Source organism: Buchnera aphidicola (Tetraneura ulmi), from assembly GCF_964058925.1.
In the GTDB taxonomy this organism is placed as follows: Bacteria; Pseudomonadota; Gammaproteobacteria; order Enterobacterales; family Enterobacteriaceae; genus Buchnera_D; species Buchnera_D aphidicola_B.
In genome coordinates this window covers 241,421-265,376 of the sequence record NZ_OZ060366.1, presented here as the reverse complement: position 1 = coordinate 265,376, position 23,956 = coordinate 241,421, and the positions used below count along the sequence as shown (strand labels likewise).

Below are 23,956 nucleotides of genomic sequence, written 5' to 3'. Positions count from 1 at the left end.
ATTATTTTTTAAAATAATATTTATTTAAAAATCTATTAAATTTAATGAAATAATGTTATCAGAGATAAATGAATAAAAAAAAATTAGTTTTGTGCTTTCCATTTCCCGTTTATAAAATATTTTTTCCATGAAGTAAATTTTCCATTTTTCTTAGAACCTATAAATTGAATTTTTTTCTTTTTATCAAATCTTAACATTGTTTTATTACCTTCACTATCTACTATTGGAGCATCAGTCAAATATAGTATTTCTTTCGGTAACAAATTTTTAAAACGAATAAGTTCTTCTATAAACGGAGTTTTGGTTTCTTTAGATTTTGGAAAACTACTCGCTGCAAAAAAAATTCCAGAAACTCCAGACTTTAATACAAAGCATGCATTAGATTTTTCACAAAGTAAATTAGGAAACACAATGGGTTTAATCCACAAAAAATTTTTTTTTATTCCATTCATTCTCTTTGTATTTTTACAATCTTGATTTGAACATTTTAAAAACTGCCCAAATTTTCCGAATTTTAAAAACATATCTGAATTACAGAAATTACATTTTTTAACTTTTTTATTTTCAAAAAAATTTTTTTTAAAATTATTATTTTTTTCTACTAAAAATTCCGAACAATATAAACTATTACTACAAATAAACAACATTAATTTAAAATTAATATAATATAAATCCATATTTGATTTACATAAATGACATATTTTATATGTCAAACAATCTTTATTTTTATTTTGCAAGAAATCTTTCTCTGGTATTAAAGATATCGTGTTTTTGCACTTTTTTTTAGATTTTGTATAATCAGAACAAGATAAAAAAATTCCAGTAATAGCTGTTCGTATGACCATTTTTTTAAAACATTTAGAACAATTTATTTTTGTTGTAATAATTTTATTGGGTATCATACCACCTAACTTTGGTGATTGAATTGCTTTTTTAAATTGTTTATAAAAATTAGAAAAAAAACTGTTTAAAACTGTTTTCCAATTTATTAAATTGTTATCAATTTGATCTAATTTATCTTCCATCTCTGCTGTAAATTTATAACTCATTAAACTTTTAAACGAATATTTTAAACGATCTGTAACAATTTCTCCCATTTTTTTAGAATAAAATTTATTATTTTTAATATTTACGTATCCACGATTTTGTATCGTAGATATTATAGAAGCATAAGTAGAAGGCCTACCAATTTTTTTATTTTCTAATTCTTTTACCAAAGTTGCTTCACTAAATCTAGAAGGTGAACTAGATAAAATTTCTTTTATAACAATTGAATTTAAATTTACTTGTTTACCCACATTTATTGAAAAAAATGAATTTTTATATTCTTTTACAGAATAATTCATAACTTTTTTCCAACCATCAAATACTAAAAACTTATATTTATTGGATAATTCAAAATCCAATGATTCTAAAATTATTTTTTGTAGTTTAAATTTAGCAGGTTTTATTTGAGAAGCAACAAATCTACAATGAATCATTGCATACAATTCTTTTATACCATTTTCAACTAATTTTAAATTATTTTTATTTATTAAAACATTTGTAGGACGAATTCCTTCGTGTGCTCCTTGTTCATGTTTTTTTTTGTTTTTTTTTTTAGTTTTATAATTAGTTTTAGGTAAATATAATTCTCCAAATTTATTTAAAATATAATCTCTTGTTTTTTCTATAGCTTGTTCACTAATATTTGTTGAATCTGTACGCATATAAGTAATATATCCTGCTTCATACAATTTTTGTGCAAGCAACATGGTTTTGTTTACTCCAAAACCTAAATAAATATTAGAAAATTGTTGTAAAGTTGAAGTAGTAAAAGGTGGATTAGGTAATTGATAATTTGTAGAATTTTCAATCGAAGAAATATAAAATTTAGAAAATTTAATTTTTTTTAAAAAATTTTCAGCTTCTTGAAAACTTTTTATTTTTATTTTTTTTTTTTTATAATGAGTAACTTTCATTTTTAATAATTGATTTTTTTCATTATTTATAAAAGCTTGTATTTTCCAACTTTTTTTAGGAATAAATTTTTTTATTAAATTTTCTCTATCTACTATCATTTTTACAACTACAGATTGCACCCGACCAGCTGATAAACCTCTAGAAATTTTTTCCCATAACAATGGAGAAATCATATAACCTACTATTCTATCCATGAACCTTCTTGCTTGTTGTGAATATACTCTATTCATATTTAACAAACATGGATTTTCAAATGATTTTAAAATAGATTCCTTAGTTATTTCATTAAATATAATTCGACTAAATTTATGATTATTTTCACCTATTGTTTCTTTTAAATGCCATGCAATTGCTTCACCTTCTCTATCTAAATCTGTAGCTAAATATATATGTTCTACTTCTTTAGAAATTTTTTTTAGTTCTGTAATTATTTTCTTTTTTCCTGGAAGAATTGAATATATTACTTTCCAATCTTTATAAGGATCAATTCCTATTTTATTAATTAAGTTTTCTTTTTCGAATCCCAGCAAAGATGTTTTATCTTTCCTTCTTATTATTTTTTTACCGTTTTTTAAAGAGTTAACAGGTAAATCTCTTATGTGACCAAAACAAGATTTAACTAAATATTTATTTCCTAGATAACGATTAATAGTTTTTGATTTTGTAGGAGATTCTACTATTACTAAAGATTTTTTCATGACTTATACTCAATTCTGTTTAACATTTAAATCTTAACATTAGATAATTATTTTTTTAAATTTCGTATATTTTAAAAAAATTTTTTAATAAAAAATTTTAGTAGTATTTATAAAGAACTTAAAAAATCTTTCACTTCTATTCGATTAAGTTCTTTATAACAACCTGGAAATAAATTTTTTGGAAGTTTTATCTTTCCAAAACTAATTCTAATTAATTTATTTACTTGACAATTTATGTGTTTCCAAATTCTTCTAATTTCTCTATTTCTTCCTTCGTTTAAAGAAACTATATACCATTTATTTTTTCCTTTTCCACCAAAAAATTTAATAAATGTGAGTTTAGCAAAACCATCATCTAATTTTACACCATTTTTTAAAATATGAATTTTTTTTTCACTATCAAATCGACTAAATACTCTAATTTTATATTTTCTTTCTATCCTATTTTTAGGATGCATTAAAGAATTAGCTAGTTTTCCACTAGAAGTAAACAATAAAAGACCTGATGAATTTAGGTCTAATCTTCCTATTGAAATCCATTTTCCATATTTTAATTTTGGTATTTTTTGAAACACTGTATTTTCTTTTTCTTTAGTGGAATTACTACAAATTTCTCCGTTTTTCTTGTGATATAAAAGTATTTTAGGAAGCAAAAAATTTTTTTTTATTAAATGTTTCTTTTTTCCATCTAAAATAAAATTTCTTATATCATTTTCGTTTATTCTCATTCCAATTTTTACTAATTTATTGTTAACATATAATTTTTTTAAATAAATTTTTTTTTCTAGTTCTCTTCTAGAACCAAATCCAGAATTAGCTAATATCTTTTGTATTTTTTCTTTCATAAACATTTAAATATAGTTAAAAAAACTTTTTCATAAAATTTCTTTAAATTAAAAAGAAAGACGAAAACAGGATTATCATTATACCAAAAAAAGAAAAAAAAACCGAGAATAACTCTATTTTTAATAGAAACTTATTATGAAAAAAATATTCAGTTCCTATCGGAATTAATGGAAAAAACAAAAATACCATTGAAGCAATTAAAGGATTGGTTTTTTTTTGTAGATAAAAATAAGATAAAATACCAAAAACTCCTACAATACTTCCTAAATAAATCGTTGCTAAAATTGACGATTTAGAAAAAAACATAATATTAGGATTCTCAAAAAAAAATGATCCTATTATTAAGATAATTCCAGATAAAAAAGAGGGTAGTGCATTTAGTGTAATTACTGAAAAATTTGATAATTCTTTTTTAGATTTTATATATATAATTGAATGACTGAACATAGCTATTAATAATGCTATTATTCCAAATATTTCTTGAATAGATCCAAAAAATATTTTTTCAACAAATATACTTATTAAAGACAATATAGAAAAAAAAATTCCAATTTTTTTTAGAAAACATATATTTTTTTTTTCTAGAATAGAAGAAAAAAACAAAATAATTACAGGCATATTGGAATATATAATTGCTGATAACGAAATTTCTAAAAATTTTCCACAATACAACATTAAAGTAAATGGTATTAAAAAATAAAATATACTCAATAAGATTTGAAATTGTAATTTCCTAACAGGAAAAAATAATTTAGCCTTAAAAAAAAAAGATATTATAGTCAATAGTGTAAAAGAAATTAAAAAACGAACTCCTGTAATAAATAAAGGAGGAATAGTTTGTAAAGCTATTTTCATAGCTAACCAAGTAGTTCCTAAAATAATAGTAACTGAAATAAATAAAAGAAAAATAAATATTTTTTTCATAAAGGATACATTCCAATTAAAAAAATTAATTTTGTTAAAATGTAGATATAACATTTTTTGTATAAAAAACTTTAGAAGTAAATACATCAAATAAAAAATTATTCTCTATTTATAATAAATATAAAAAATTATTTACTACTTTAAAATTTATTTATATTGTTTAAAAAATTTATAATCTTTAATATTTTATTATTTAGCTGTAAAATAAAATAATTAAAAATTTTTTTTAATTCTTAAAAAAAAATGAAAAATATTTTAAATAAAATAAATAATTTACTATCTCTTACTAAAGAAGAAAGTTACTTTTTTTTTAAACAATTAATAGATGGAAAAGTTTCAAATTGTATTTTGAAAAAAGCATTATACAAAATGCATATAAAAGGAGAAAAAAAAACAGAAATGTCAGGAGCTATAAAAGCTTTTCTAAAACAAAAAAAATACTTTCCAAAACCTAAGTACTTATATGCTGACATAGTAGGGACAGGAGGAGATAGAAAAAATACAATTAACATTTCAACTATTAGCGCTATAGTTTCTTCTTCATGTGGATTAAAAATTGTAAAACATTGTAATAATAGTATTACAGGAACTATAGGATCCGCCGATTTATTAAATTATTTAAAGATACCAATTAATATTTCTTCCAATACATCTAAATATTTACTAGATAAATATAATTTATGTTTTTTATTAGCAAATAAATTTTATCCTAGTTTTAAATATTTTAAAAAAGTAAGACAGGAATTAAAAATTCCCACTTTATTTAACTTAATTGCTCCACTTTTAAACCCATCTTTTCCACCATTAGCACTAATTGGAATTTATAATAAAAAGTTTTTATTGCCAATAATCGAAGTATGTAAAGAATTACATTATACTAGAGTAATTTTAGTAAATAACAACAATACAGACGAAGTTACTTTAGACGGAACAACAACAGTAGTAGAATTAAATAATGGTATAATTAATTCTTACGAATTAACTAAAAAAGATTTTGGAATTAAAGATATTTTAATTAAAACAAATTTTTCTTTAAAAAAAAATAAAAAAAACAATCTAAAAATTGCAAAAAAGATCCTTATGGGAATTAGTAATGAAAAATATGAATACACAATTGCTATGAATGTAGCTTTAACATTAAAACTATTTGGTAACGAAGATTTAATAAAAAATACAAAATATGCTATGAAAATTATTAAAAGCGGACTTCCTTATCTAAAAATAAAAACTATTTCTTCAATTCGAGAAAAATAATATGCAAGAAACTGTATTAAAAAAAATAATTGAAAATAAAAAAACATGGATAAAAGAAAAAAAATTTTGTTTACCTTTATTAAAAATTAAAAAAAAAATAAAAAATTCAAATAGAGATTTTTATTCTGCAATTAAAAGTGTTCGTCCTGCTTACATTTTTGAATTTAAAAAAAGTTCACCATCATCAGGAATTTTAAATCATAACTTTAACTTATTTAAAATATCTTCAATTTATAAAAAATATGCTTCTGCAATATCAGTAGTAACCGATGAAAAATTTTTTCAAGGAAGTTTTGAATATATACCTATTATTAAATCTTATCTGCATCAACCAATTCTATGTAAAGATTTTTTTATCGATCCATATCAAATATATTTAGCTAGATATTATGGATCTGACGCTATACTTTTAATGTTATCTGTATTGGAGGATAATCAATATTTAATATTATCTGAAATTGCAAAATCAATGAATATGTCAGTTTTAACTGAAATACACAATGAAAACGAACTAAAAAGAGCGATTAAATTAAATGCTTCAATTATTGGTATTAATAATCGTAATTTACATGATTTTTCAATAGATATAAACATAACAAAAAAACTTTCTATAAAAACTCCTGATTCTAAAGTTTTAATATCCGAATCAGGAATTAAAAACTACAATCAAATTAGAAAGTTAAGTAAATTGGTAGATGGTTTTTTGATCGGAACACACATAATGACTTCATTAAAACCAGAGAATACTATACGTAGTTTGATTTTTGGAAATAATAAAGTTTGTGGTTTGACTAGAAGTAAAGATGCTAAACGTGCTTATCAATCTGGTAGTATTTATGGAGGATTAATATTTTGTGAAAATTCAATAAGAAAAATAAATGAAACACATGCAAAAAAAATTATCCTTAATGAAAAAAAATTAAAGTTTATTGGTGTTTTTTGTAATAATTCGATTGAATATGTATCAAAAATAACTAATAATTTATCTTTATTTGGAATACAATTACATGGTAATGAAAATCAAGAATATATAAAAATTTTACTAACAAAAATTTCAAAAAATACTAAAATTTGGAAAACGTTTCAAATAAATAAAAAAATCCCAAATTTAAATTGGATATCAATTAATTCTTATGTTCTAGATCACAAAAACGGGGGGGGGACAGGAAAAACATTTAATTGGTCATTGTTAAACAATAATCAATATTTAAAAAATGTAATTTTAGCTGGTGGAATCAATCCTAAAAATTGTTTTTTAGCTTCAAAAATAGGATGTTTTGGTTTAGATTTTAATTCTGGAATAGAAAAAAAACCAGGAATAAAAGATAAAAATAAAATGAAATTAGTATTTAAAATTATTAGAGAATACCAATAAAATTATGAATTTTTTAATATAAATTCGTTTTTCTTTTTTTTAAATTATGAATCTATTACAATCATATTTCGGAAAATTTGGTGGTATGTATGTACCACAAATATTAGTTCCAGCTTTATATCAATTAGAAAAAGAATTCATAAAAGCAATAAATAGTAAAAATTTTAATAATCAACTATCAAGTTTTCTAAAGAATTATGCTGGAAGACCTACTCCATTAACATTATGTAGTAATATAACTAAAAAGACTAAAACAAAAATCTATTTAAAAAGAGAGGACCTTTTACATGGAGGTGCACATAAAACTAATCAGGCTTTAGGACAAGCATTATTAGCAATTAGAATGAAAAAAAAAGAAATTGTTGCAGAAACAGGAGCAGGACAACACGGTGTAGCAACTGCAATGATATGTGCATTATGTAATTTAAAATGCAGAATTTATATGGGAGAAAAAGATTTTAAAAAACAAGAAACAAATGTTTTTAGAATGAAATTGCTTGGTGCAACAGTAATTTGTGTAAAATCGGGGTCTCGCTCTCTAAAGGATGCTTGTAATGAAGCAATGAGAGATTGGTCTTCAACATATGAATCAACTCATTATATGATTGGAACTACTGCAGGACCTCATCCTTATCCTACTATAGTAAAGAAATTTCAAGAAATAATAGGACAAGAAACAAAACAACAAATTTTAAAAAAAGAAGGTAAATTACCCGATAAAATAATTGCTTGTATTGGAGGCGGTTCTAATGCAATAGGTATTTTCTCTACCTTTATTAACGAAGAAAAAGTATCTTTAATAGGTATCGAAGCAGCAGGATTAGGAATAAATACAAAAAAACATGGATCTTCATTAAAAGTTGGAAAAACAGGAATTTATTTTGGAATGAAATCTAAAATTTTACAAAATAAAGAAGGACAAATACAAGAATCTTGGTCTATTTCTTCCGGATTAGATTTTCCATCAGTAGGTCCTGAACATGCTTGGTTACATAGTATTAATAGAGTTAAATACCATTCAATAACAGACAAAGAAGCAGTTACAGCATTCAATCTTTTATCTAAAAATGAAGGAATAATACCTGCTTTAGAATCTTCTCATGCTTTAGCATATGCAATTAAATTAATGAATTTGTATCCAAAGAAAAAACAAATTTTAGTAGTCAATTTATCTGGAAGAGGAGATAAAGATATTTTAACTGTACAAAAATATATGAATAAATAAAATTTATAATATGGAGAATTTTAAAATATGCAAAGATACAAAAAATTATTTAATCACTTAAATATTATTTCAGAAGGTTGTTTTATTCCATTTATAGTATTAGGAGATCCTAATATCGAAGTATCATTAAGGATAGTCGATACTTTAGTTTCTAGTGGAATTGATGCATTAGAAGTAGGAATACCTTTTTCTGATCCAATGGCTGATGGAATAGTAATCCAAGAGGCTAATTTAAGATCTTTTTCTAGTGGTATAACAGTATTAAAATGTTTTGATATGTTGAGTAAAATAAGGAAAAAATACAATTCTTTACCAATTGGTATTTTAACATATGCAAATTTAATCTTTCAACAAGGAATAGAAAACTTTTATAACAATTGTAAAAAAATAGAAATCGATTCAGTTTTAATAGCGGACGTTCCAATTCAAGAATACGAACCATTTTTTCAAGCATGTAAACTAAATAAAATTGACCCAATATTTATGTGTCCACCAGACACTAATAATAATTTAATTAAACTAATATCTTCGTATGAATCTCCTTATATTTATTTATTATCTAGAGCTGGAGTAACTGGAATACAAAAAAATATCAATCTAAAAAACAAAAATTTAATAAAAAATATTAAAAAAAATACTACTATACCTATAGTACAAGGTTTTGGTATTTATACTTCAAAACAAATAAAAAAAATTATTTCAAATGGAGCAACAGGTGTAATTTGTGGATCTGTGATAATTAAAATTATTGAAAATAATAAAAATAATGAAATAATTATGATGAAAAAAATACGAAAAATAGTTACAAACTTTAAAAGAGCTACATTTATAAAATCTAAATAAACATTTTTTTAAAATTATATTAAAAGTTAATTTATAGATAATAATCTATAAATTTTTTTTTTAAAAATAAAATAAAAAAATTAAAAATTTAATTTTTTTTCAAAAATATTTTAAAAATTGAATAATATAAAAATATTATTTTTAATTTTTATTAGTTTATTTTTAATTTCAATTACAATCATTTTTTTTATAATTTTATTCAAAAACTATTTAAAAAACAATATATATCAAAAAAAAAATTTATTAATTGCATGTAAAAAAATAAAATTTTTCTCATAACAATTATTATATTGAATATATATTATTTTAATAATACACCATTTTTTTATTTTTTTTAACTGTAATAAATATTTTTTAAAATGAGATTTCTTTTTTATTAAGTACTAATGTTAATATTTTTTTCTAATATTAAGATATTACATTTACATACAATTATATTTATTGTTAAAAGATATAAAAAATATTTTTTGGATAAAATTATGCAAAGTTTATTAAATCTAATTCCCATGCTAACGTTTTTTATTGCTTATAAAATACAGGATATTTTTATAGCAACTAATTTATTAATTATTACATCTGGTATGATCTGTTTAATTAATTGGGTTTTTTACAAAAAAGTAGAAATAATAGAAATAATTAGTTTCTTTTTCATATTATTATTTGGATCTTTAACAACATTTTTTCATAATAGTAATTTTATAAAGTTAAAAGTTTCTTTTTTATATTTTTTATTTTCAATTTCTTTATTGATAAGTTTCTTTTTAAACAAACCGTTAATCAATTTTTTTATTAATAAAAAAGATATTCAACTAACTAAAAGTCAATGGAAAACATTAAATTTTACTTGGTCCTTTTTCTTTTTTTTATGTGGTCTCTTAAATTTATATATTATATTTTATTGTTCAGAAATGTATTGGATATATTTTAAAATCATTGGTTTAACTGGAATGACAATAATTTTTATGATTATAAATTTTTTATATATGTACCATGTTAAAAAATAATTATTACTAAATTATGAAAAAAAAAAAAAATAAAAAATCAATTTTACCAGAAGGGACAATGGTTTTACGAACGCTGGCTATGCCAGCTAATACAAATGCTAATGGAGATATTTTTGGAGGTTGGATAATGTCTCAGATGGATATGGGAGGAGCTATCTTAGCCAAAGAAATTACTTGTGGTAGAGTAGTCACTGTTAGTGTAAACGGAATGACATTTTTAAAACCAGTACATATCGGAGATATAGTCAGTTGTTTTGCAAAATGTTTAAAAATAGGAAATAGTTCAATAACTATTCTAGTTGAGGTATGGATAAAAAAAATTTCTTACCCTCCAATTGGAAGTTTTTATAAAACAACTGAAGCTACCTTTATATATGTAGCTATTGATAATAAAGGAAAACCTAAATTAATTAAAAAAATGTTTTAAAAACATTTTTTTAATTTTTTTTTCTGGTGCTAAAAAAATGTTGTACCTTTTTTAAAACGACATTTAGAGAATTTAAATGAATAATTGTCATCACTTCTATTCTTGGATAGTTTTTATAGGATATTTATTATTAATTGTAAATGTTAATTTTAAAATTTTTATAAAAAAAAAAACAAATCCAGTTTCTAACATATGGATATTTATCTTATATTTTATTCCATTATTTGGTATAATGATTTGGTTTTTTTTTAGTGAACCATATTTAGGAAAAAGAAAAACCAATTTATTAAAAAAAATTTGGAAAAAAAATTTAGTTCAAATAAAAAAAATTAAATATTACAAGAATTTTTTTTCAAAAAAAAATAGTAGAGTTGCTTTACCATTATTCAAATTATGTAAAAACCGTCAAGGAATTTCTGGAGTAACTAATAATAAATTAGAATTATTAAAAAATTACAAAAAAGTTATTAAAAGTTTAATAAAAGATATATCCTTAGCTAAAAAAAATATAGAAATGGTTTTTTATATTTGGCAACCAGGAGGAATTGCAGACGAAGTAGCAAAAGCTTTAATTTCTTCTTCTAAAAAAGGAATAAATTGTAGATTAATATTAGATTCTGCTGGAAGTATAAAATTTTTTAAGAGTAAATGGGTTTATGTAATGAAAAAAGCTAATATTAAAATTGTTGAAGCATTAAAAATTAATGTTTTAAAAACTTTTTTTAGAAGAATTGATTCAAGACAACATAGAAAAGTTGTACTGATTGATAATAATATTTCTTATATTGGTAGTATGAATTTAGTTGATCCTAATTTATTTAAGCAATATTGTAAAATTGGACAATGGATAGATTTAATGATAAGAGTAGAAGGCCCTATTGTAACTACTATAGGAATAGTATATTCTTGTGATTGGGAATTAGAAACTGGTAAAAAAATTCTTCCAAAGCTTTTTATAAGCAAAAATAAAGAAATTTCAAAAAAAAATTATTCTACTTCTATGCAAGTAATAGCTTCTGGTCCAGGATATACTAAACAAATTATTCATCAATCGCTTCTTACTGCAATTTATTCTGCTAAAAATCAATTGACTATAACTACTCCTTATTTAGTACCTAGTAGTGATTTAGTACATGCTATATGTACAGCTTCCTATAGAGGAGTAAATGTTTCCATAATTATTCCTAAAAATAATGATTCTTTTATGGTAAAATGGGCTAGTAGATCCTTTTTTAGTGAATTATTAAAATCAGGGGTTAAAATTTATTTATTTGAAAAAGGATTATTACATAGTAAAAGTATTCTTGTAGATAAACAATTAAGTTTAGTTGGAACTGCAAATTTAGATATGAGAAGTTTATGGTTAAATTTTGAAATAACTATAGCTATTGATGACAAAAAATTTGGAAAAAAACTATCTTACTTACACGATGAATATATTTCAAAATCTAAATTATTGGATCCAAAATATTGGTTTTTACGTTCTTATTGGAAAAAAATAATAGAAAATTTTTTTTATTTGTTTAGTCCTTTATTATAGATAAAAAAATTTAAAATTAAAAAAATAATACTTTTTAAAAAAAATCAAATAATTTATTTATTTAAATAAATAAAAACTTTATCATTTTTAAAGTTAGTTAAAATGATAAAGTTCTATTAATATTTTTTCATCTTTTTTTAAATTATTTACTATTATTTAAAAATAAAAAAATTATAAAACATGCCCCATTTTTCTTTTTTTTGTTTTTAAATAATTTATATTTTTACAATTTTTCCCAGTTATTAATGAAATTCTTTCAATAACATCAATCCCTGAATTTTTTAGGGAAAAAACCTTAAATGGGTTGTTGGTCAATAATTTTATTTTCTTTATTTTTAATATTTTTAAAATGTTCGAACAATTTGAATAATCTCTTTCATCTGCTAAAAAACCCAATTTTTTATTTGCTTCAACGGTATCAAGTCCTTTATCTTGTAATGAATAAGCTTTAATTTTATTTAATAATCCAATATTTCTACCTTCCTGACGATGATAAATAATAACACCAAACCCTTTTTTAGAAATTATTTTCATAGATTGTTTTAATTGAAACCCGCAATCGCATCTTAAACTGAATAAAGCATCTCCAGTTAAACATTCTGAATGTATTCTAACCAAAACAGCTTTATTTTTTAATATAAGTAAGTTTATATTTCCATATATTAAAGCAACGTGATTTTTTTTTTCTAACTTACTTATTTCTTCAAATCCAATTAATGTAAATTCACCCCATGGAGTAGGTAATATAGATTGTTCTTTTATTTTTTTTAGATTCACATTTTCTCCATTCTTATAAAAAAGTTACATTTTTTTATAAATAAATAAAAAAAGATATAAAAAAATAAGCGTTTTATTTTGATATAATTTTAATAAAATTTTTTAAAGAAGTTACCGGGTCTTTTGACAAAGTTATTGATCTACCTAATACTAAAAAATCTATTTTATCTTCTTTAATAGTTTCTAATGTCGTAATTTGCAATTGATCATGTAATTGATCTCCATGTAATCTAAATCCTGGAGAAACTACTTTAAAATTTTCTCCAAATTTATTTTTTATTTGTCTACATTCTTTTCCAGAACAAACTACACCATCTAAAAAACATAATTTTCCTATATTACTTAATAAATAAACTTGTTCTGCAATAGAACTAGAAATACCAATTGATCGTAAATCATTATTACTATAACTAGTTAAAACTGTGACTCCTATTAATAAAGGGGGATTGTCTTTATAGCTTTTGATAGCAGATTTCGCAGCTTTTAACATATCAGATCCTCCTAAAATATGAACACTTAACATCCATATTCCTAAATCAGCAACTGATTGTACAGCCGAAAAAATAGTATTTGGTATATCAAACAATTTCAAATCTAAAAATACATTAAAATTTAAACAATGTAATTCCTTTATAAATTTTAAACCATAACGTATAAACATAACCGGACCTACTTTTAAAGAAAATATAGCTGGATCTATGTTATCTACTAATTTCATGGCTGTCTTTTTATCAGAAAAATCTAAAGCTAATATAATTTTTGTCATAGAATCATTATTTATTTAAAATAATTTTTAATTTTTAATTTTTTAAACATAAATTATTTTTTTTAAAACAATTTATAAATTTAAAATATTCATAGAATAAATTCATTTTTGATATTTTGTTCTTCTGCATGATATGAAGATCTAACAAATGGACCACAGAAAACATTAGAAAATCCAATTGATTTTGCTTCTTTTTCGATATTTTTAAATTCTGATAATGTCAAATATTTCTTTACAGGTAAATGAAATTTACTAGGCTGTAAATATTGACCTAATGTAATCATTGTAACTCCAGAATCATACAAATCCTTCATTACTTCAATAATTTCACATTCTTTTTCTCCTAAACCTAACATTAAACCAGATTTAGTAGGTATAGTAGGATATAAATTTTTGAATTCTGACAATAATTTTAAAGAAGATATATAATTAGCACCTGGACGTATTTTTTTATATAATCTAGGAACATTTTCTATATTATGATTAAAGACATCTGGTAATGAATTTCCTAAAATAGATAAAGCATTATTTCTACATTTTCTAAAATCAGGAACTAAAATTTCAATTTTTATATCTTTATTCTTTCGAATAAAAAATATACATTTTGAAAAATGTTCAGCACCCCCATCACGTAAATCATCTCTTGCTACTGAAGTTAAAACTACATATTTTAATCCAATTTTTAAAATAGCAGAAGATAAATTCTTAGGTTCATTTAAATCAACAGAATTAGGTCTTCCACTTCTTACTGCACAAAAAGGACATTTTCTTGTACAAATTGATCCTAAAATCATAAAAGTTACTGTTTTTCTACTAAAACATTCGGATAAATTAGGACATTGTGCTTCTTCACAAACAGAATGTAAAGAATTTTTCTTTATCATCGATGTTACATATTTAACATTATTATTATTATTTAATAATTTAACTTTTATCCAATTAGGTTTTTTTAAAACATTTTCTTTAGTAAAAAAATTTAAATTTTTAATATTCATAATTAATAGATTAAAAAAAAATAAAAAAAATAAAAAACTAAAAATTTTTAAATTTAGATTTTAAAAAATAGTTTTTACAAAAACAAATCATCAAAATAATAAAAAATTTTCAAGTAATACAGATTGAACTTTATTAAAAAAAATATTTGAATTCAAATTTTTCATTTGAGTCATTTTAATGCCTTTTATTCCACATGGATTAATATAATCAAATGGAGACAGATCCATATCAACATTTAAAGAAAACCCATGTAAAGAAAATCCATTTTTTATTCTTAAACCAATTGAACATATTTTTTTATCATCTACGTATATTCCTGGATTTTTTTCATTAAAAATTCCATTTATAGAAAATTTCTTTAATGTATTTAATACTATTTCTGCAATGATAAAAATCATCTTTCTAGGATATATTTTACGACGTTTTAAATTTATTAACAAATATATTATTTGTTGACCAGGACCATGATAGGTAATTCCACCGCCTCTATCACTATTTATTACAGATATTCCATTAATACAACGAATTTCATTATCATTTATTTTATTTCCATGTCTTCCTTGAGTAAAAATTGAATAATGTTCTAAAAACCAAATTTCATCTAAAGTAGACAAATTAGATTTTGAAATAAAATTATGCATATCACAAAAAGTATTGATCCAATGTTTTATTCCAAGTTTTCTAATGATTACCTTTTTTTTATTCATATGTTTTAATTTAATTCAATTAATAATTTTATTTTTCTATATTAATTTTAAAATTAAAAATAAAAAAATAAATTCATTTAATAGTAAAAATTTTTATAAATCTATTATCTTAAAAAAAAATTCAAAATTAATTAAATTAAAGAAAAAATGGACTTAATTCCAATTGTTACAAATTCAATTCCTAAAGACATTAATAATAATCCCATAATTCTAGTAAGAATATTTATTCCAGAAGAACCAAGGTAATACACAACTATTGGACCAGTTTTAAATAAAAACCAACAAAAACAAAAAAATGAAAAAATAACTACGCAACATAAAAAAGAATTTATTAATCCTGGATAATGATTACTCCAAACAATAGTTGAACTAATAGCACCTGGTCCAGCAATTAAAGGCATTGATAATGGAACTATAGAAATAGAATCAGATTTCTTAGTAGAATTTTTAGTCGATTTTTCTCGTTTAATGTTTTTAATAATACTACCATTAACCATTGATAAAGAAATCATAATTATTAAAATCCCCCCCGAAATTCTAAAAGAATTTACAGAAATTCCAAATATGGTTAAAATAAAATCTCCACATAATAAAGTTATACATAATATTATAGAGGCTGAAACATTTGAATAAAAATTTGTTTTATTTCTTTCACTTTCTGATAAATGATTTGTCATACTCATAAATATCGGTATTAATCCAATTGGATTAACTAATGCAAATAAATTAATAAAAAATTTTACATAAGCTGAATATTCAAAACCTGAATAATTCATATTATTCCCCTAATTTTTAATTAAAAATCATAAATATCTTATTTGCATAAATAAATAATAAAAATTTTTTTTTACGAATATAATTGAAATCATTTATAATTCTAATAGAAAAATTATCTAAGTAAATGTTCATTAAAAATTTTAAAGAAAATTAAATATAACAACATTTGTAAAAATAATTTTTAAAGATTGTATTTATATCAATATTTTTTATATAAATTAATCAATAAAAACTGGCTTTGCAATAATATTTCTATTCTCCATCCTAATTTCCATTAGTTGTACTTTTATTTGATCAGTAATTTTATACAAAGCTAAATTTTTTATATAAATAATTCCATTTTCATAATCTATAAATAATTCATTTCTAACAGGATGTAAAAAAGAAGAGGGAATAAAAACATTAGCACCATTTACAATTAATCTTGCTCTTATTCCTCCTCTAGATATATCAGTTATTTCTGAAACAAAAATTTCTGTTTTATTATTTTTTTTGTAAAAATAAATTGAATATAACCAATCTTTAACATCTCTTTCAGACATTCTATGTTTTTTCTTACGATCATTAATTTTAGAAATGATATCATTACTAAATTTAGTTATTTTTTTACCTATAAGAACTGATTTAATTAATCGATGATTAATCATATCACTATATTTTCTAATAGGAGAAGTCCAAGTTGCATATTCACGAAATCCTAAAGAAAAATGAGAACTGGGATGTATGCTAAATTCTCCAAAAGATTGATAACGGCGAATTCTATTCTCTAAATATTTATTGGATAACTTATATATTGATTGATACAATTTACGAAATCCATCTAAAGTTATAATATTTTCAACAGAAAAATTTATTTTAAACTTGGATAAAATAGAAATAACATGTTTAGCAATTGTAACATCTGAAAAACCTTTATGTATATTAAAAATGCCAAATCCTAATTTTTTAGATAAAAATTTAGCAGCACATATATTAGCTAAGATCATAACTTCTTCTATAACACGATGTGCAATTCTCCTTTTTTCAACATAAACATCCAAAATTTTATATTCTTTAGAAAATTTAAATCTATATTCTAGTTTTTCTCGAAAAATTAATGCATTTTTTTTTCTCCAAGAAATTCTTTTAATACATAGTTGAAACAATAAAATAATTTGATATTCTATAATTGTATTATCTGGTTTCCAAGAACCTTTTTTTTCTAACCAATCGGATACTTTTTTATAAGATAATTTTTTTTTAGACATTATCCAAGCTAAGAAAAAACAAATACTGCTTTCTAATAAAGTACCATCTTCTAAAATTATAAATTTACAAGCAAGTACAGGTCTTTTTTTTTCTGGTAACAGGGAACAAACATCTTCTGATATTTTTTTAGGAAGCATGGAAACAGTAAAACCAGGCAAATAATTTGTAAAAATTCTATTACTAGCTATTTTGTCTAATCTACTATCTTGTTTTATGTATGCAGTGGGGTCCGCTATTGCTACAATAACAGAAAAATAATTTTTTTTAGTTTTTTTTATAAAAATAGCATCATCAATATCTTTAGTTTCTGAATCGTCTATAGTAATAAAATTTAATTTGGTTAAATCTGTTCTTTCAATAAAAGAATCAAATTTAACTTCACTTTTATCAAGTATTTTCGGATCTTTGTGTTCTAGATTATAAGAATTTAGGGTGACCAGCCATGGTGTCAAATAATTTTTATCGTTACTTATAAAACTAATTAATTTTGCAAAAAAAATATTTTTATTATTTAATAATCTGTGACTTTCAAGTTCAGCTACTGCCCAATCGCCGTCTTGAAATGTATGTATTAAATCATTTTTTATTGTACATTGAATACAATCCTTCGAAAGAGAAGGATAATCAGGAACTATGAAAAATTTATTATCTTTCTGTTTAATTTTTCCAACAAAACGTGTTAAAAATGGTTCTATTAATTTTTCAGGTTCTATAATTTCTTTTTCTCGTTGAATTAATACTTTTCCTATTATTTTATCTCCATGCATAACTTTTTTCATTTGTTTAGGAGGAATAAAATAACTTGTTTGAGAATCTACTTCTAAAAAACCAAAACCCTTATCTGACTTCTTTACAATTCCTTCTACTCTAGGAGCTTTTGAACGAATTTTTTTTTTTAATTGAACAAGTATCGGATTATTACGAAACATAAGAATAAGGCCTATTTATAAAATAAAAAACTTAATTTCTGTAAATTTAACTATCAATTATTTATTGTTGATTTAGTATATCCTAATTTAGGATAATTATTTGCAATAAAAATTTTATTTTTATTGCAAATAATTATCTTTCAAAATGAAATAATATTGAATCCATTATCTACATAAATCACTTGTCCTGTAATTCCATTAGAAAAATCAGAACACAAAAAAGAAGCTACATTTCCTATTTCTTTCGTAGTAACTAACCTAGGAATAGGAGATTTTTTTCTATATGTTTCTAAAATTTTATTAAAATTTCTAATAGAATAAGAAGATGTAGTTTTAATTGGACCTGAAGAAATTGCATTAACTCTGATTTTTTTTTTTCCTAAAGAAGAAGCTATATATCTAACATTAGCTTCTAGTGAAGCTTTAACTACCCCCATTGTATTATAAAATGGAACAACTCTTACTGATCCTAAATAGGAAATAGTCAATAAAACAGATCCTCTTGCAAGCATATTTTTACCAAACTGAGCCATTTCTACAAAACTATACGAAGTTATATTATTTGCTTCTTGAAAATTCAATTTAGTAACAACATCTAAATAATCCCCAGAAAATTGAGATTTGTCAACATAAGCAATACAATGTATTATACCATTAAATGAATCCCAAAAATTTGACATTTTAGAAAAAAGACTTCTAATACTATTAGAATTTGATACATCACAACATAAAAAAAATTTAGGATTTAAGTGTTTAGTCAAAAATTTTATTTTTTTTTTTAATCTTATATTTTGATAAGAAAAACCTAACTCGGCACCATGTAAATACATAATATTTGCAATTCCTAGTGCAATTGAAAACTTATTATTCACTCCAGTAATTAAAAATTTTTTTCCAGACAAAATTTTCATATTTAAAAATCCTAAATTAACATTTTTATTAATTCAAATAAAACTAGTCTAAAAAGAAAAGTAATTTAAAAATAAAGAAACTAAAATATATTTAAAACTTTTAAATTTTAAAAAACTTATAAAATTAATCGAATTTAGTTTTTAAACTAATATATGAATATTAAATTTAATACTAAAAAAAAATAAGGAATTAATTTTTTTAAATTTTGCTTTTAGTTTAATTTTAAACAATTATTAACTATTTCTTTAGATAAACCCAAATAAGTTTTAGGAGTTAATTTTTTTAGTTTTTCTTTTTCAAAAATTGGAATTTTTAATTTATTTATAAAAATATGTAAAATTTCTCTATTTATTTTTTTACCTTTTGTGAAAAATTTCATTTTTTCGTATGAATTACATATTTTATATTTTCTCATTATTGTTTGTATTGGTTCGGATAATATTTCCCAATGCTTGTCAAGATCTTTAAAAATTTCATTTTTATTTAATTTTAACTTTTTAATTCCAATTAAACTAGAATCATAAGCTATATAAGAATACGACAAAGCAGTACCAATATTTCTTAAGACTGTAGAATCACTTAAATCTCTTTGTAATCTAGAAACCATCAATTTTTTAATCATATGAATCATTATAGAATTAGATAATCCTAGATTTCCTTCAGAATTTTCAAAATTTATTGGATTGATTTTATGAGGCATGACTGATGAACCTACTACATCAACAGACTCTTTTTGTTTCAAATAATTCATAGAAATATAACTCCAAATATCCTTATTGAAATCAAGAAGAATTAAATTAAACCGAACAATACAAGAAAATATCTCTGAAATATAATCATGTGGTTCAATTTGAGTAGTACATGGATTCCATTCTAATCCTAAAGAAGAAACAAAGTCTTTGCTGATCTTTATCCAATCTACGTTAGGGTAAGCAATAAAATGTGAATTGTAATTTCCAGTTGAACCATTAAATTTACCTAAAATTTTTATATTTTTTAATTGTTTTTTTTGACGGTTCATTCTATACAAAAAAATTGACATTTCTTTACCAAAAGTACTCGTAGTAGCGGCTTGTCCATGAGTTCTAGATAACATTGGAATATCTTTATATAAAACTACTAAATTTTTAATTTCTAAAATAATTGTTTCCCAAATTGGTAATAATAATTCTTTTTTTGATTTTTTCAACATTAAACCATATGATAAATTATTAATGTCTTCAGAAGTGCATGCAAAATGGACAAATTCAGATATTGATTTTAAACATTTGAATGAATTTATCTTTTTTTTTAAAAAATATTCTAATGATTTAACATCATGATTAATTTTATTTTCTAAAGATTTTATCCAAAAAGCATCTTTTTCATCAAATTCTTTTAAAATTTTATTTAGAAAATTATTTTCATTATCATCAAATTTTGGTAATTCTAATATTTCATTAATTTCAGATAACTTTTGTAACCATTTTATTTCAATTTTCAATCTAAATTTCAAAAAAGAATACTCACTAAAAATAGCTCTTAAACAATTAGTTTTATTAAAATATCTACCATCAATTGGAGATATAGTAGTTAAATAATCGTATTTCAAATTTTTCTCCTTTGATAATTTAAACAAATTTTTAATTAACGTAATATTTTAATATATTTTTTTTAAAGGGATTATTTTTTTAATAATTCCACCTCCAATACATTCTTCCTTTGAAGAATAAAAAACAGCTGATTGCCCACTTGTAACTGAATAAGCTAATTTATTAAACAGAACTTTAATTAAAGTGTTGTTTAATTTTTTTAAATAACAAGGAATAACTTTCTGACGATGTCTAGTTTGAACACTACAAGATAATTCATCTTTTTTAAAAAAAAAAGTTTTGTTAATCCAATTTAAATCACTAACTATCATTCCAATTGAAATTAAATAATCATTTTTATTTCCTTCAGCAACTACTAATGTATTGGTATTAATTTCTTTTTTTACAACATACCATGGTTTACCTTGTTGTTTTCCTTTAATTCCCCCTATTCTTAAACCCCTTCGCTGTCCTATTGTATAATATAACACACCATCATGTACTCCTATAACTTCTTTTTTAGTATTGATTATTTTACCTTTTTTTTTTGGAATATAATTAGATAAAAATTTTCTAAATTTTTTAGGTCCTATAAAACAAATACCTGTAGAATCTTTTTTATTTGCAATATGTAATTTTTTTTCTGTTGCTATTTTACGAACTTGACATTTTTTTAAATGGCCAATGGGAAACATTATTTTCTTCATTTGGTTTTCATTTAATGTATATAGAAAATAAGTTTGATCTTTATTTAAATCTTTTGATCTTATTAAAAATATTCTATTATTAATTTTCTGCTTTTGTGCATAATGTCCTGTAGCTATAAAATCTGCTCCTAATATAGAAATTGAAAAATCAAAAAATAACTTAAATTTAATTTCTTTATTACATAAAACATCTGGATTCGGAGTGTTTCCTACTTTCAATTTTTTTAGAAAAATTTTAAAAACATTATTCCAGTACTCGTTAGAAAAATTAACTTTATGCAAACGTATATTTAATTTATTACATACTATCTTTACATCATCTAAATCCTGTTTTGCTGAACAATAGTTATCTTTATCATCTTCTTCCCAATTTTTCATAAATAAACCTTCTACAAGATAATTTTGTTTCTTCAACAACCATGCTGAAACAGAAGAATCTACTCCTCCTGACATACCAACAATAATTTTTTTTTTTTTATTTTTCATATTTTTAATTTAAATTAAATAAAGTTTTCTATTCTTGATAATAAGAATTTATTGTGATTAAATTTATTAACATAGTAATTTAATTAACTATAAATATTAATCAATATAAAAATGTTCAATAAATAAAACATTAAAATATTTTAATATTATAAAACATTTATAAAAAATGTATTTCGGTAAAATTTAAAAAATGAAGAATATAAGAAATTTTTCTATTATTGCACATATTGATCATGGAAAGTCTACTCTAGCAGATTGTTTTATAAAAAAATGTGGTGCTTTGTCACAACGAGAAATGTTTAGTAGAGTACTAGATTCTATGGATTTAGAAAAAGAGAGAGGTATTACGATAAAAGCAAGAAGCGTAACGTTGAAATATGTTTCAAAAAAGGGAGAATTATTTTTTTTAAATCTAATTGATACTCCAGGTCATGTAAATTTTTCATATGAAGTTTCTAAATCTCTATCAGCTTGTGAAGGAGCATTATTAGTAATAGATTCTACTCAAGGAGTAGAAGCACAAACAGTTTCTAACTATAATACTGCAATAAATATGAATTTGAAAATAATTCCAGTAATAAATAAAATTGATCTTCCTACTTCTAATGTAGAACAAACAAAAAAAGAAATTGAAAATATTTTAGAAATCAAAAATATTAAACCAATTTATTGTTCTGCTAAAACAGGAGTAGGAATATCAGAAATTTTAGAAAGAGTTATTATTGATATACCATCACCCTTAGGAAATAAAAATTTTCCTCTTCAATCTTTGATTATTGATTCTTGGTTTGATAATTATCTAGGAGTGATTTCATTAATACGAATAAAAAATGGAATAATTAGAATTGGAAGTAAAATAAAAATAATGAGTACTGGAAAGAATTATAAAGTAGAAAAAATAGGAATGTTTACTCCTAAGACAATTCTATGTAAAAAAATAGAAACAGGAGAAGTTGGTTGGATATCATGTGGAATTAAAAATATAACGGCATTTCCTGTAGGAGATACAATTACCACAGAAAAAAAACCAGCTAACTCACCTCTTTTAAGCTTTAAAAAAGTAAGTCCAAAAATATATGCAGGGCTATTTCCTCTAGATTCTAAAAAATACAAATTATTTAAAAATGCGTTAGGAAAATTAAGTTTGAATGATTCTTCATTATTCTACGAGAATGAAAACTCTCCTTCTTTGGGATTTGGTTTTAGATGTGGTTTTTTAGGACTACTACATATGGAAATTATACAAGCTAGGTTGGAAAGAGAATACAAAATTGAATTAATTTCAACAATACCTAGTGTAATTTACGAAATAGTATTATCAAATGGAAAAGTTACACATATATCTATCCCTAATAATTTTCCACCAATAAATAAAATAAAAAAAATAAGAGAACCAATAGCTAAATGTAATATTTTAACCCCTCCTAAATATTTAGGAGAAATAATTCAATTTTGCGAAAAAAAAAGAGGTGTTCGAATAAGTATTATTTATCACTATCGACAAGTTTCTATTTCATATTTAGTACCTATGTCAGAAGTTATTACAAATTTTTTCGATTCTATAAAATCTATTTCTAGTGGGTATGCATCATTAGAATACGAATTTAAATTTTTTAAAACTGCCGATTTAGTTAAATTAGATATTTTAATAAATAAAATTAAAATTGATTCATTATCAATGATAATTCATCGAAATGATACAAACCAAAAAGCAAAAATGACTATAGAAAAAATTAAAAATTTTATTCAAAGACAACAATTCGATATTGTTGTACAAGCAAAAATTGGTAATTGTATTATTTCAAGATCAACAATAAAACAACTAAGAAAAAATGTTCTTTCAAAATGTTATGGAGGAGATATTTCCAGAAAAAAAAAACTATTACAAAAACAAAAAGAAGGGAAAAAGAAAATGAAAAAAATTGGAAATATATCTCTCTCTAAAGAATTATTCATGTCTATTTTAAAAAAATAAGGAATTG

20 protein-coding genes are annotated in these 23,956 nt (G+C 22.3%); 8 read left to right on the top strand and 12 right to left on the bottom strand.

Going from position 1 to position 23,956, the window contains the following annotated elements; translation table 11 throughout:
* Positions 1-83: 83 nt before the first annotated feature.
* From topA to AB4W66_RS01180, 3 genes are all read right to left on the bottom strand, one after another.
* On the bottom strand, positions 84-2,660 hold the full coding sequence (gene topA, locus AB4W66_RS01190; protein ID WP_367675070.1) for a type I DNA topoisomerase: 2,577 nt from the start codon (positions 2,658-2,660) through the stop codon (positions 84-86).
* 107 nt (positions 2,661-2,767) lie between these two features.
* Complete coding sequence (locus tag AB4W66_RS01185) at positions 2,768-3,505, bottom strand: pseudouridine synthase (RefSeq protein WP_367675069.1); 738 nt, start codon at positions 3,503-3,505, stop codon at positions 2,768-2,770.
* A gap of 43 nt (positions 3,506-3,548) precedes the next feature.
* The gene (locus AB4W66_RS01180) at positions 3,549-4,430 is read right to left on the bottom strand and encodes a DMT family transporter (RefSeq protein ID WP_367675068.1); all 882 of its coding nucleotides are present in this window, start codon (positions 4,428-4,430) and stop codon (positions 3,549-3,551) included.
* Positions 4,431-4,673: 243 nt separating this feature from the next.
* On the opposite strand from AB4W66_RS01180, the gene trpD reads away from it, so the two are divergent.
* The 7 genes from trpD to cls all read left to right on the top strand — a co-directional run bounded on the left by trpD (position 4,674) and on the right by cls (position 12,098).
* Positions 4,674-5,684 carry an anthranilate phosphoribosyltransferase gene (gene trpD, locus AB4W66_RS01175; protein WP_367675067.1) on the top strand — a complete coding sequence of 337 codons (1,011 nt, stop codon included), beginning with the start codon at positions 4,674-4,676 and terminating at the stop codon, positions 5,682-5,684.
* Between the two features lies 1 nt (position 5,685).
* Positions 5,686-7,059: a bifunctional indole-3-glycerol-phosphate synthase TrpC/phosphoribosylanthranilate isomerase TrpF gene (gene trpCF / locus AB4W66_RS01170; protein WP_367675066.1), complete on the top strand. Its 1,374-nt coding sequence runs from the start codon at positions 5,686-5,688 to the stop codon at positions 7,057-7,059.
* Between the two features lie 46 nt (positions 7,060-7,105).
* Entirely contained in the window at positions 7,106-8,284 is a 1,179-nt protein-coding gene (gene trpB, locus AB4W66_RS01165; RefSeq protein WP_367675065.1) for a tryptophan synthase subunit beta, read from the top strand.
* A gap of 27 nt (positions 8,285-8,311) precedes the next feature.
* The gene (trpA, locus tag AB4W66_RS01160; RefSeq protein WP_367675064.1) at positions 8,312-9,127 is read left to right on the top strand and encodes a tryptophan synthase subunit alpha; all 816 of its coding nucleotides are present in this window, start codon (positions 8,312-8,314) and stop codon (positions 9,125-9,127) included.
* A 386-nt stretch (positions 9,128-9,513) separates the two neighbouring features.
* Entirely contained in the window at positions 9,514-10,131 is a 618-nt protein-coding gene (locus AB4W66_RS01155) for an inner membrane-spanning protein YciB (protein ID WP_367675063.1), read from the top strand.
* 13 nt (positions 10,132-10,144) lie between these two features.
* Positions 10,145-10,558 (top strand): acyl-CoA thioester hydrolase YciA, encoded by a 414-nt coding sequence (gene yciA / locus AB4W66_RS01150; protein ID WP_367675062.1) that lies wholly within the window; start codon positions 10,145-10,147, stop codon positions 10,556-10,558.
* Between the two features lie 76 nt (positions 10,559-10,634).
* Positions 10,635-12,098 carry a cardiolipin synthase gene (gene cls, locus AB4W66_RS01145; protein WP_367675061.1) on the top strand — a complete coding sequence of 488 codons (1,464 nt, stop codon included), beginning with the start codon at positions 10,635-10,637 and terminating at the stop codon, positions 12,096-12,098.
* A 171-nt stretch (positions 12,099-12,269) separates the two neighbouring features.
* Here cls and ribA read toward each other — a convergent pair whose 3' ends face one another.
* From ribA to mnmA, 9 genes are all read right to left on the bottom strand, one after another.
* Positions 12,270-12,875 carry a GTP cyclohydrolase II gene (gene ribA, locus AB4W66_RS01140; protein WP_367675060.1) on the bottom strand — a complete coding sequence of 202 codons (606 nt, stop codon included), beginning with the start codon at positions 12,873-12,875 and terminating at the stop codon, positions 12,270-12,272.
* 73 nt (positions 12,876-12,948) lie between these two features.
* Positions 12,949-13,641, bottom strand: a complete 693-nt coding sequence (gene pyrF, locus AB4W66_RS01135; RefSeq protein ID WP_367675059.1) for an orotidine-5'-phosphate decarboxylase — start codon at positions 13,639-13,641, stop codon at positions 12,949-12,951.
* A gap of 89 nt (positions 13,642-13,730) precedes the next feature.
* Complete coding sequence (gene lipA, locus AB4W66_RS01130; RefSeq protein ID WP_367675058.1) at positions 13,731-14,636, bottom strand: lipoyl synthase; 906 nt, start codon at positions 14,634-14,636, stop codon at positions 13,731-13,733.
* Positions 14,637-14,726: 90 nt separating this feature from the next.
* The gene (gene lipB, locus AB4W66_RS01125) at positions 14,727-15,344 is read right to left on the bottom strand and encodes a lipoyl(octanoyl) transferase LipB (RefSeq protein ID WP_367675057.1); all 618 of its coding nucleotides are present in this window, start codon (positions 15,342-15,344) and stop codon (positions 14,727-14,729) included.
* Positions 15,345-15,475: 131 nt separating this feature from the next.
* The gene (locus tag AB4W66_RS01120) at positions 15,476-16,120 is read right to left on the bottom strand and encodes a YchE family NAAT transporter (RefSeq protein ID WP_367675056.1); all 645 of its coding nucleotides are present in this window, start codon (positions 16,118-16,120) and stop codon (positions 15,476-15,478) included.
* Between the two features lie 219 nt (positions 16,121-16,339).
* Positions 16,340-18,298, bottom strand: coding sequence for an exoribonuclease II (locus tag AB4W66_RS01115; protein WP_367675055.1), 1,959 nt, complete (start codon positions 18,296-18,298; stop codon positions 16,340-16,342).
* Between the two features lie 140 nt (positions 18,299-18,438).
* On the bottom strand, positions 18,439-19,209 hold the full coding sequence (locus AB4W66_RS01110) for an enoyl-ACP reductase (protein WP_367675054.1): 771 nt from the start codon (positions 19,207-19,209) through the stop codon (positions 18,439-18,441).
* A gap of 212 nt (positions 19,210-19,421) precedes the next feature.
* Entirely contained in the window at positions 19,422-20,801 is a 1,380-nt protein-coding gene (purB, locus tag AB4W66_RS01105; protein WP_367675053.1) for an adenylosuccinate lyase, read from the bottom strand.
* 48 nt (positions 20,802-20,849) lie between these two features.
* Complete coding sequence (gene mnmA, locus AB4W66_RS01100) at positions 20,850-21,974, bottom strand: tRNA 2-thiouridine(34) synthase MnmA (protein ID WP_367675052.1); 1,125 nt, start codon at positions 21,972-21,974, stop codon at positions 20,850-20,852.
* Between the two features lie 190 nt (positions 21,975-22,164).
* Here mnmA and lepA point away from each other — a divergent pair, with 190 nt between their 5' ends.
* On the top strand, positions 22,165-23,949 hold the full coding sequence (gene lepA, locus AB4W66_RS01095; protein WP_367675051.1) for a translation elongation factor 4: 1,785 nt from the start codon (positions 22,165-22,167) through the stop codon (positions 23,947-23,949).
* The last annotated feature ends 7 nt before the right edge of the window (positions 23,950-23,956 follow it).

Bases quoted from the DNA above. Each gene is read 5' to 3' on its own strand.
- topA (WP_367675070.1), bottom strand. From the start codon at position 2,660: ATGAAAAAATCTTTAGTAATAGTAGAATCTCCTACAAAATCAAAAACT.
- AB4W66_RS01185 (WP_367675069.1), bottom strand. From the start codon at position 3,505: ATGAAAGAAAAAATACAAAAGATATTAGCTAATTCTGGATTTGGTTCT.
- AB4W66_RS01180 (WP_367675068.1), bottom strand. From the start codon at position 4,430: ATGAAAAAAATATTTATTTTTCTTTTATTTATTTCAGTTACTATTATT.
- trpD (WP_367675067.1), top strand. From the start codon at position 4,674: ATGAAAAATATTTTAAATAAAATAAATAATTTACTATCTCTTACTAAA.
- trpCF (WP_367675066.1), top strand. From the start codon at position 5,686: ATGCAAGAAACTGTATTAAAAAAAATAATTGAAAATAAAAAAACATGG.
- trpB (WP_367675065.1), top strand. From the start codon at position 7,106: ATGAATCTATTACAATCATATTTCGGAAAATTTGGTGGTATGTATGTA.
- trpA (WP_367675064.1), top strand. From the start codon at position 8,312: ATGCAAAGATACAAAAAATTATTTAATCACTTAAATATTATTTCAGAA.
- AB4W66_RS01155 (WP_367675063.1), top strand. From the start codon at position 9,514: ATGTTAATATTTTTTTCTAATATTAAGATATTACATTTACATACAATT.
- yciA (WP_367675062.1), top strand. From the start codon at position 10,145: ATGAAAAAAAAAAAAAATAAAAAATCAATTTTACCAGAAGGGACAATG.
- cls (WP_367675061.1), top strand. From the start codon at position 10,635: ATGAATAATTGTCATCACTTCTATTCTTGGATAGTTTTTATAGGATAT.
- pyrF (WP_367675059.1), bottom strand. From the start codon at position 13,641: ATGACAAAAATTATATTAGCTTTAGATTTTTCTGATAAAAAGACAGCC.
- lipA (WP_367675058.1), bottom strand. From the start codon at position 14,636: ATGAATATTAAAAATTTAAATTTTTTTACTAAAGAAAATGTTTTAAAA.
- lipB (WP_367675057.1), bottom strand. From the start codon at position 15,344: ATGAATAAAAAAAAGGTAATCATTAGAAAACTTGGAATAAAACATTGG.
- AB4W66_RS01120 (WP_367675056.1), bottom strand. From the start codon at position 16,120: ATGAATTATTCAGGTTTTGAATATTCAGCTTATGTAAAATTTTTTATT.
- AB4W66_RS01115 (WP_367675055.1), bottom strand. From the start codon at position 18,298: ATGTTTCGTAATAATCCGATACTTGTTCAATTAAAAAAAAAAATTCGT.
- AB4W66_RS01110 (WP_367675054.1), bottom strand. From the start codon at position 19,209: ATGAAAATTTTGTCTGGAAAAAAATTTTTAATTACTGGAGTGAATAAT.
- mnmA (WP_367675052.1), bottom strand. From the start codon at position 21,974: ATGAAAAATAAAAAAAAAAAAATTATTGTTGGTATGTCAGGAGGAGTA.
- lepA (WP_367675051.1), top strand. From the start codon at position 22,165: ATGAAGAATATAAGAAATTTTTCTATTATTGCACATATTGATCATGGA.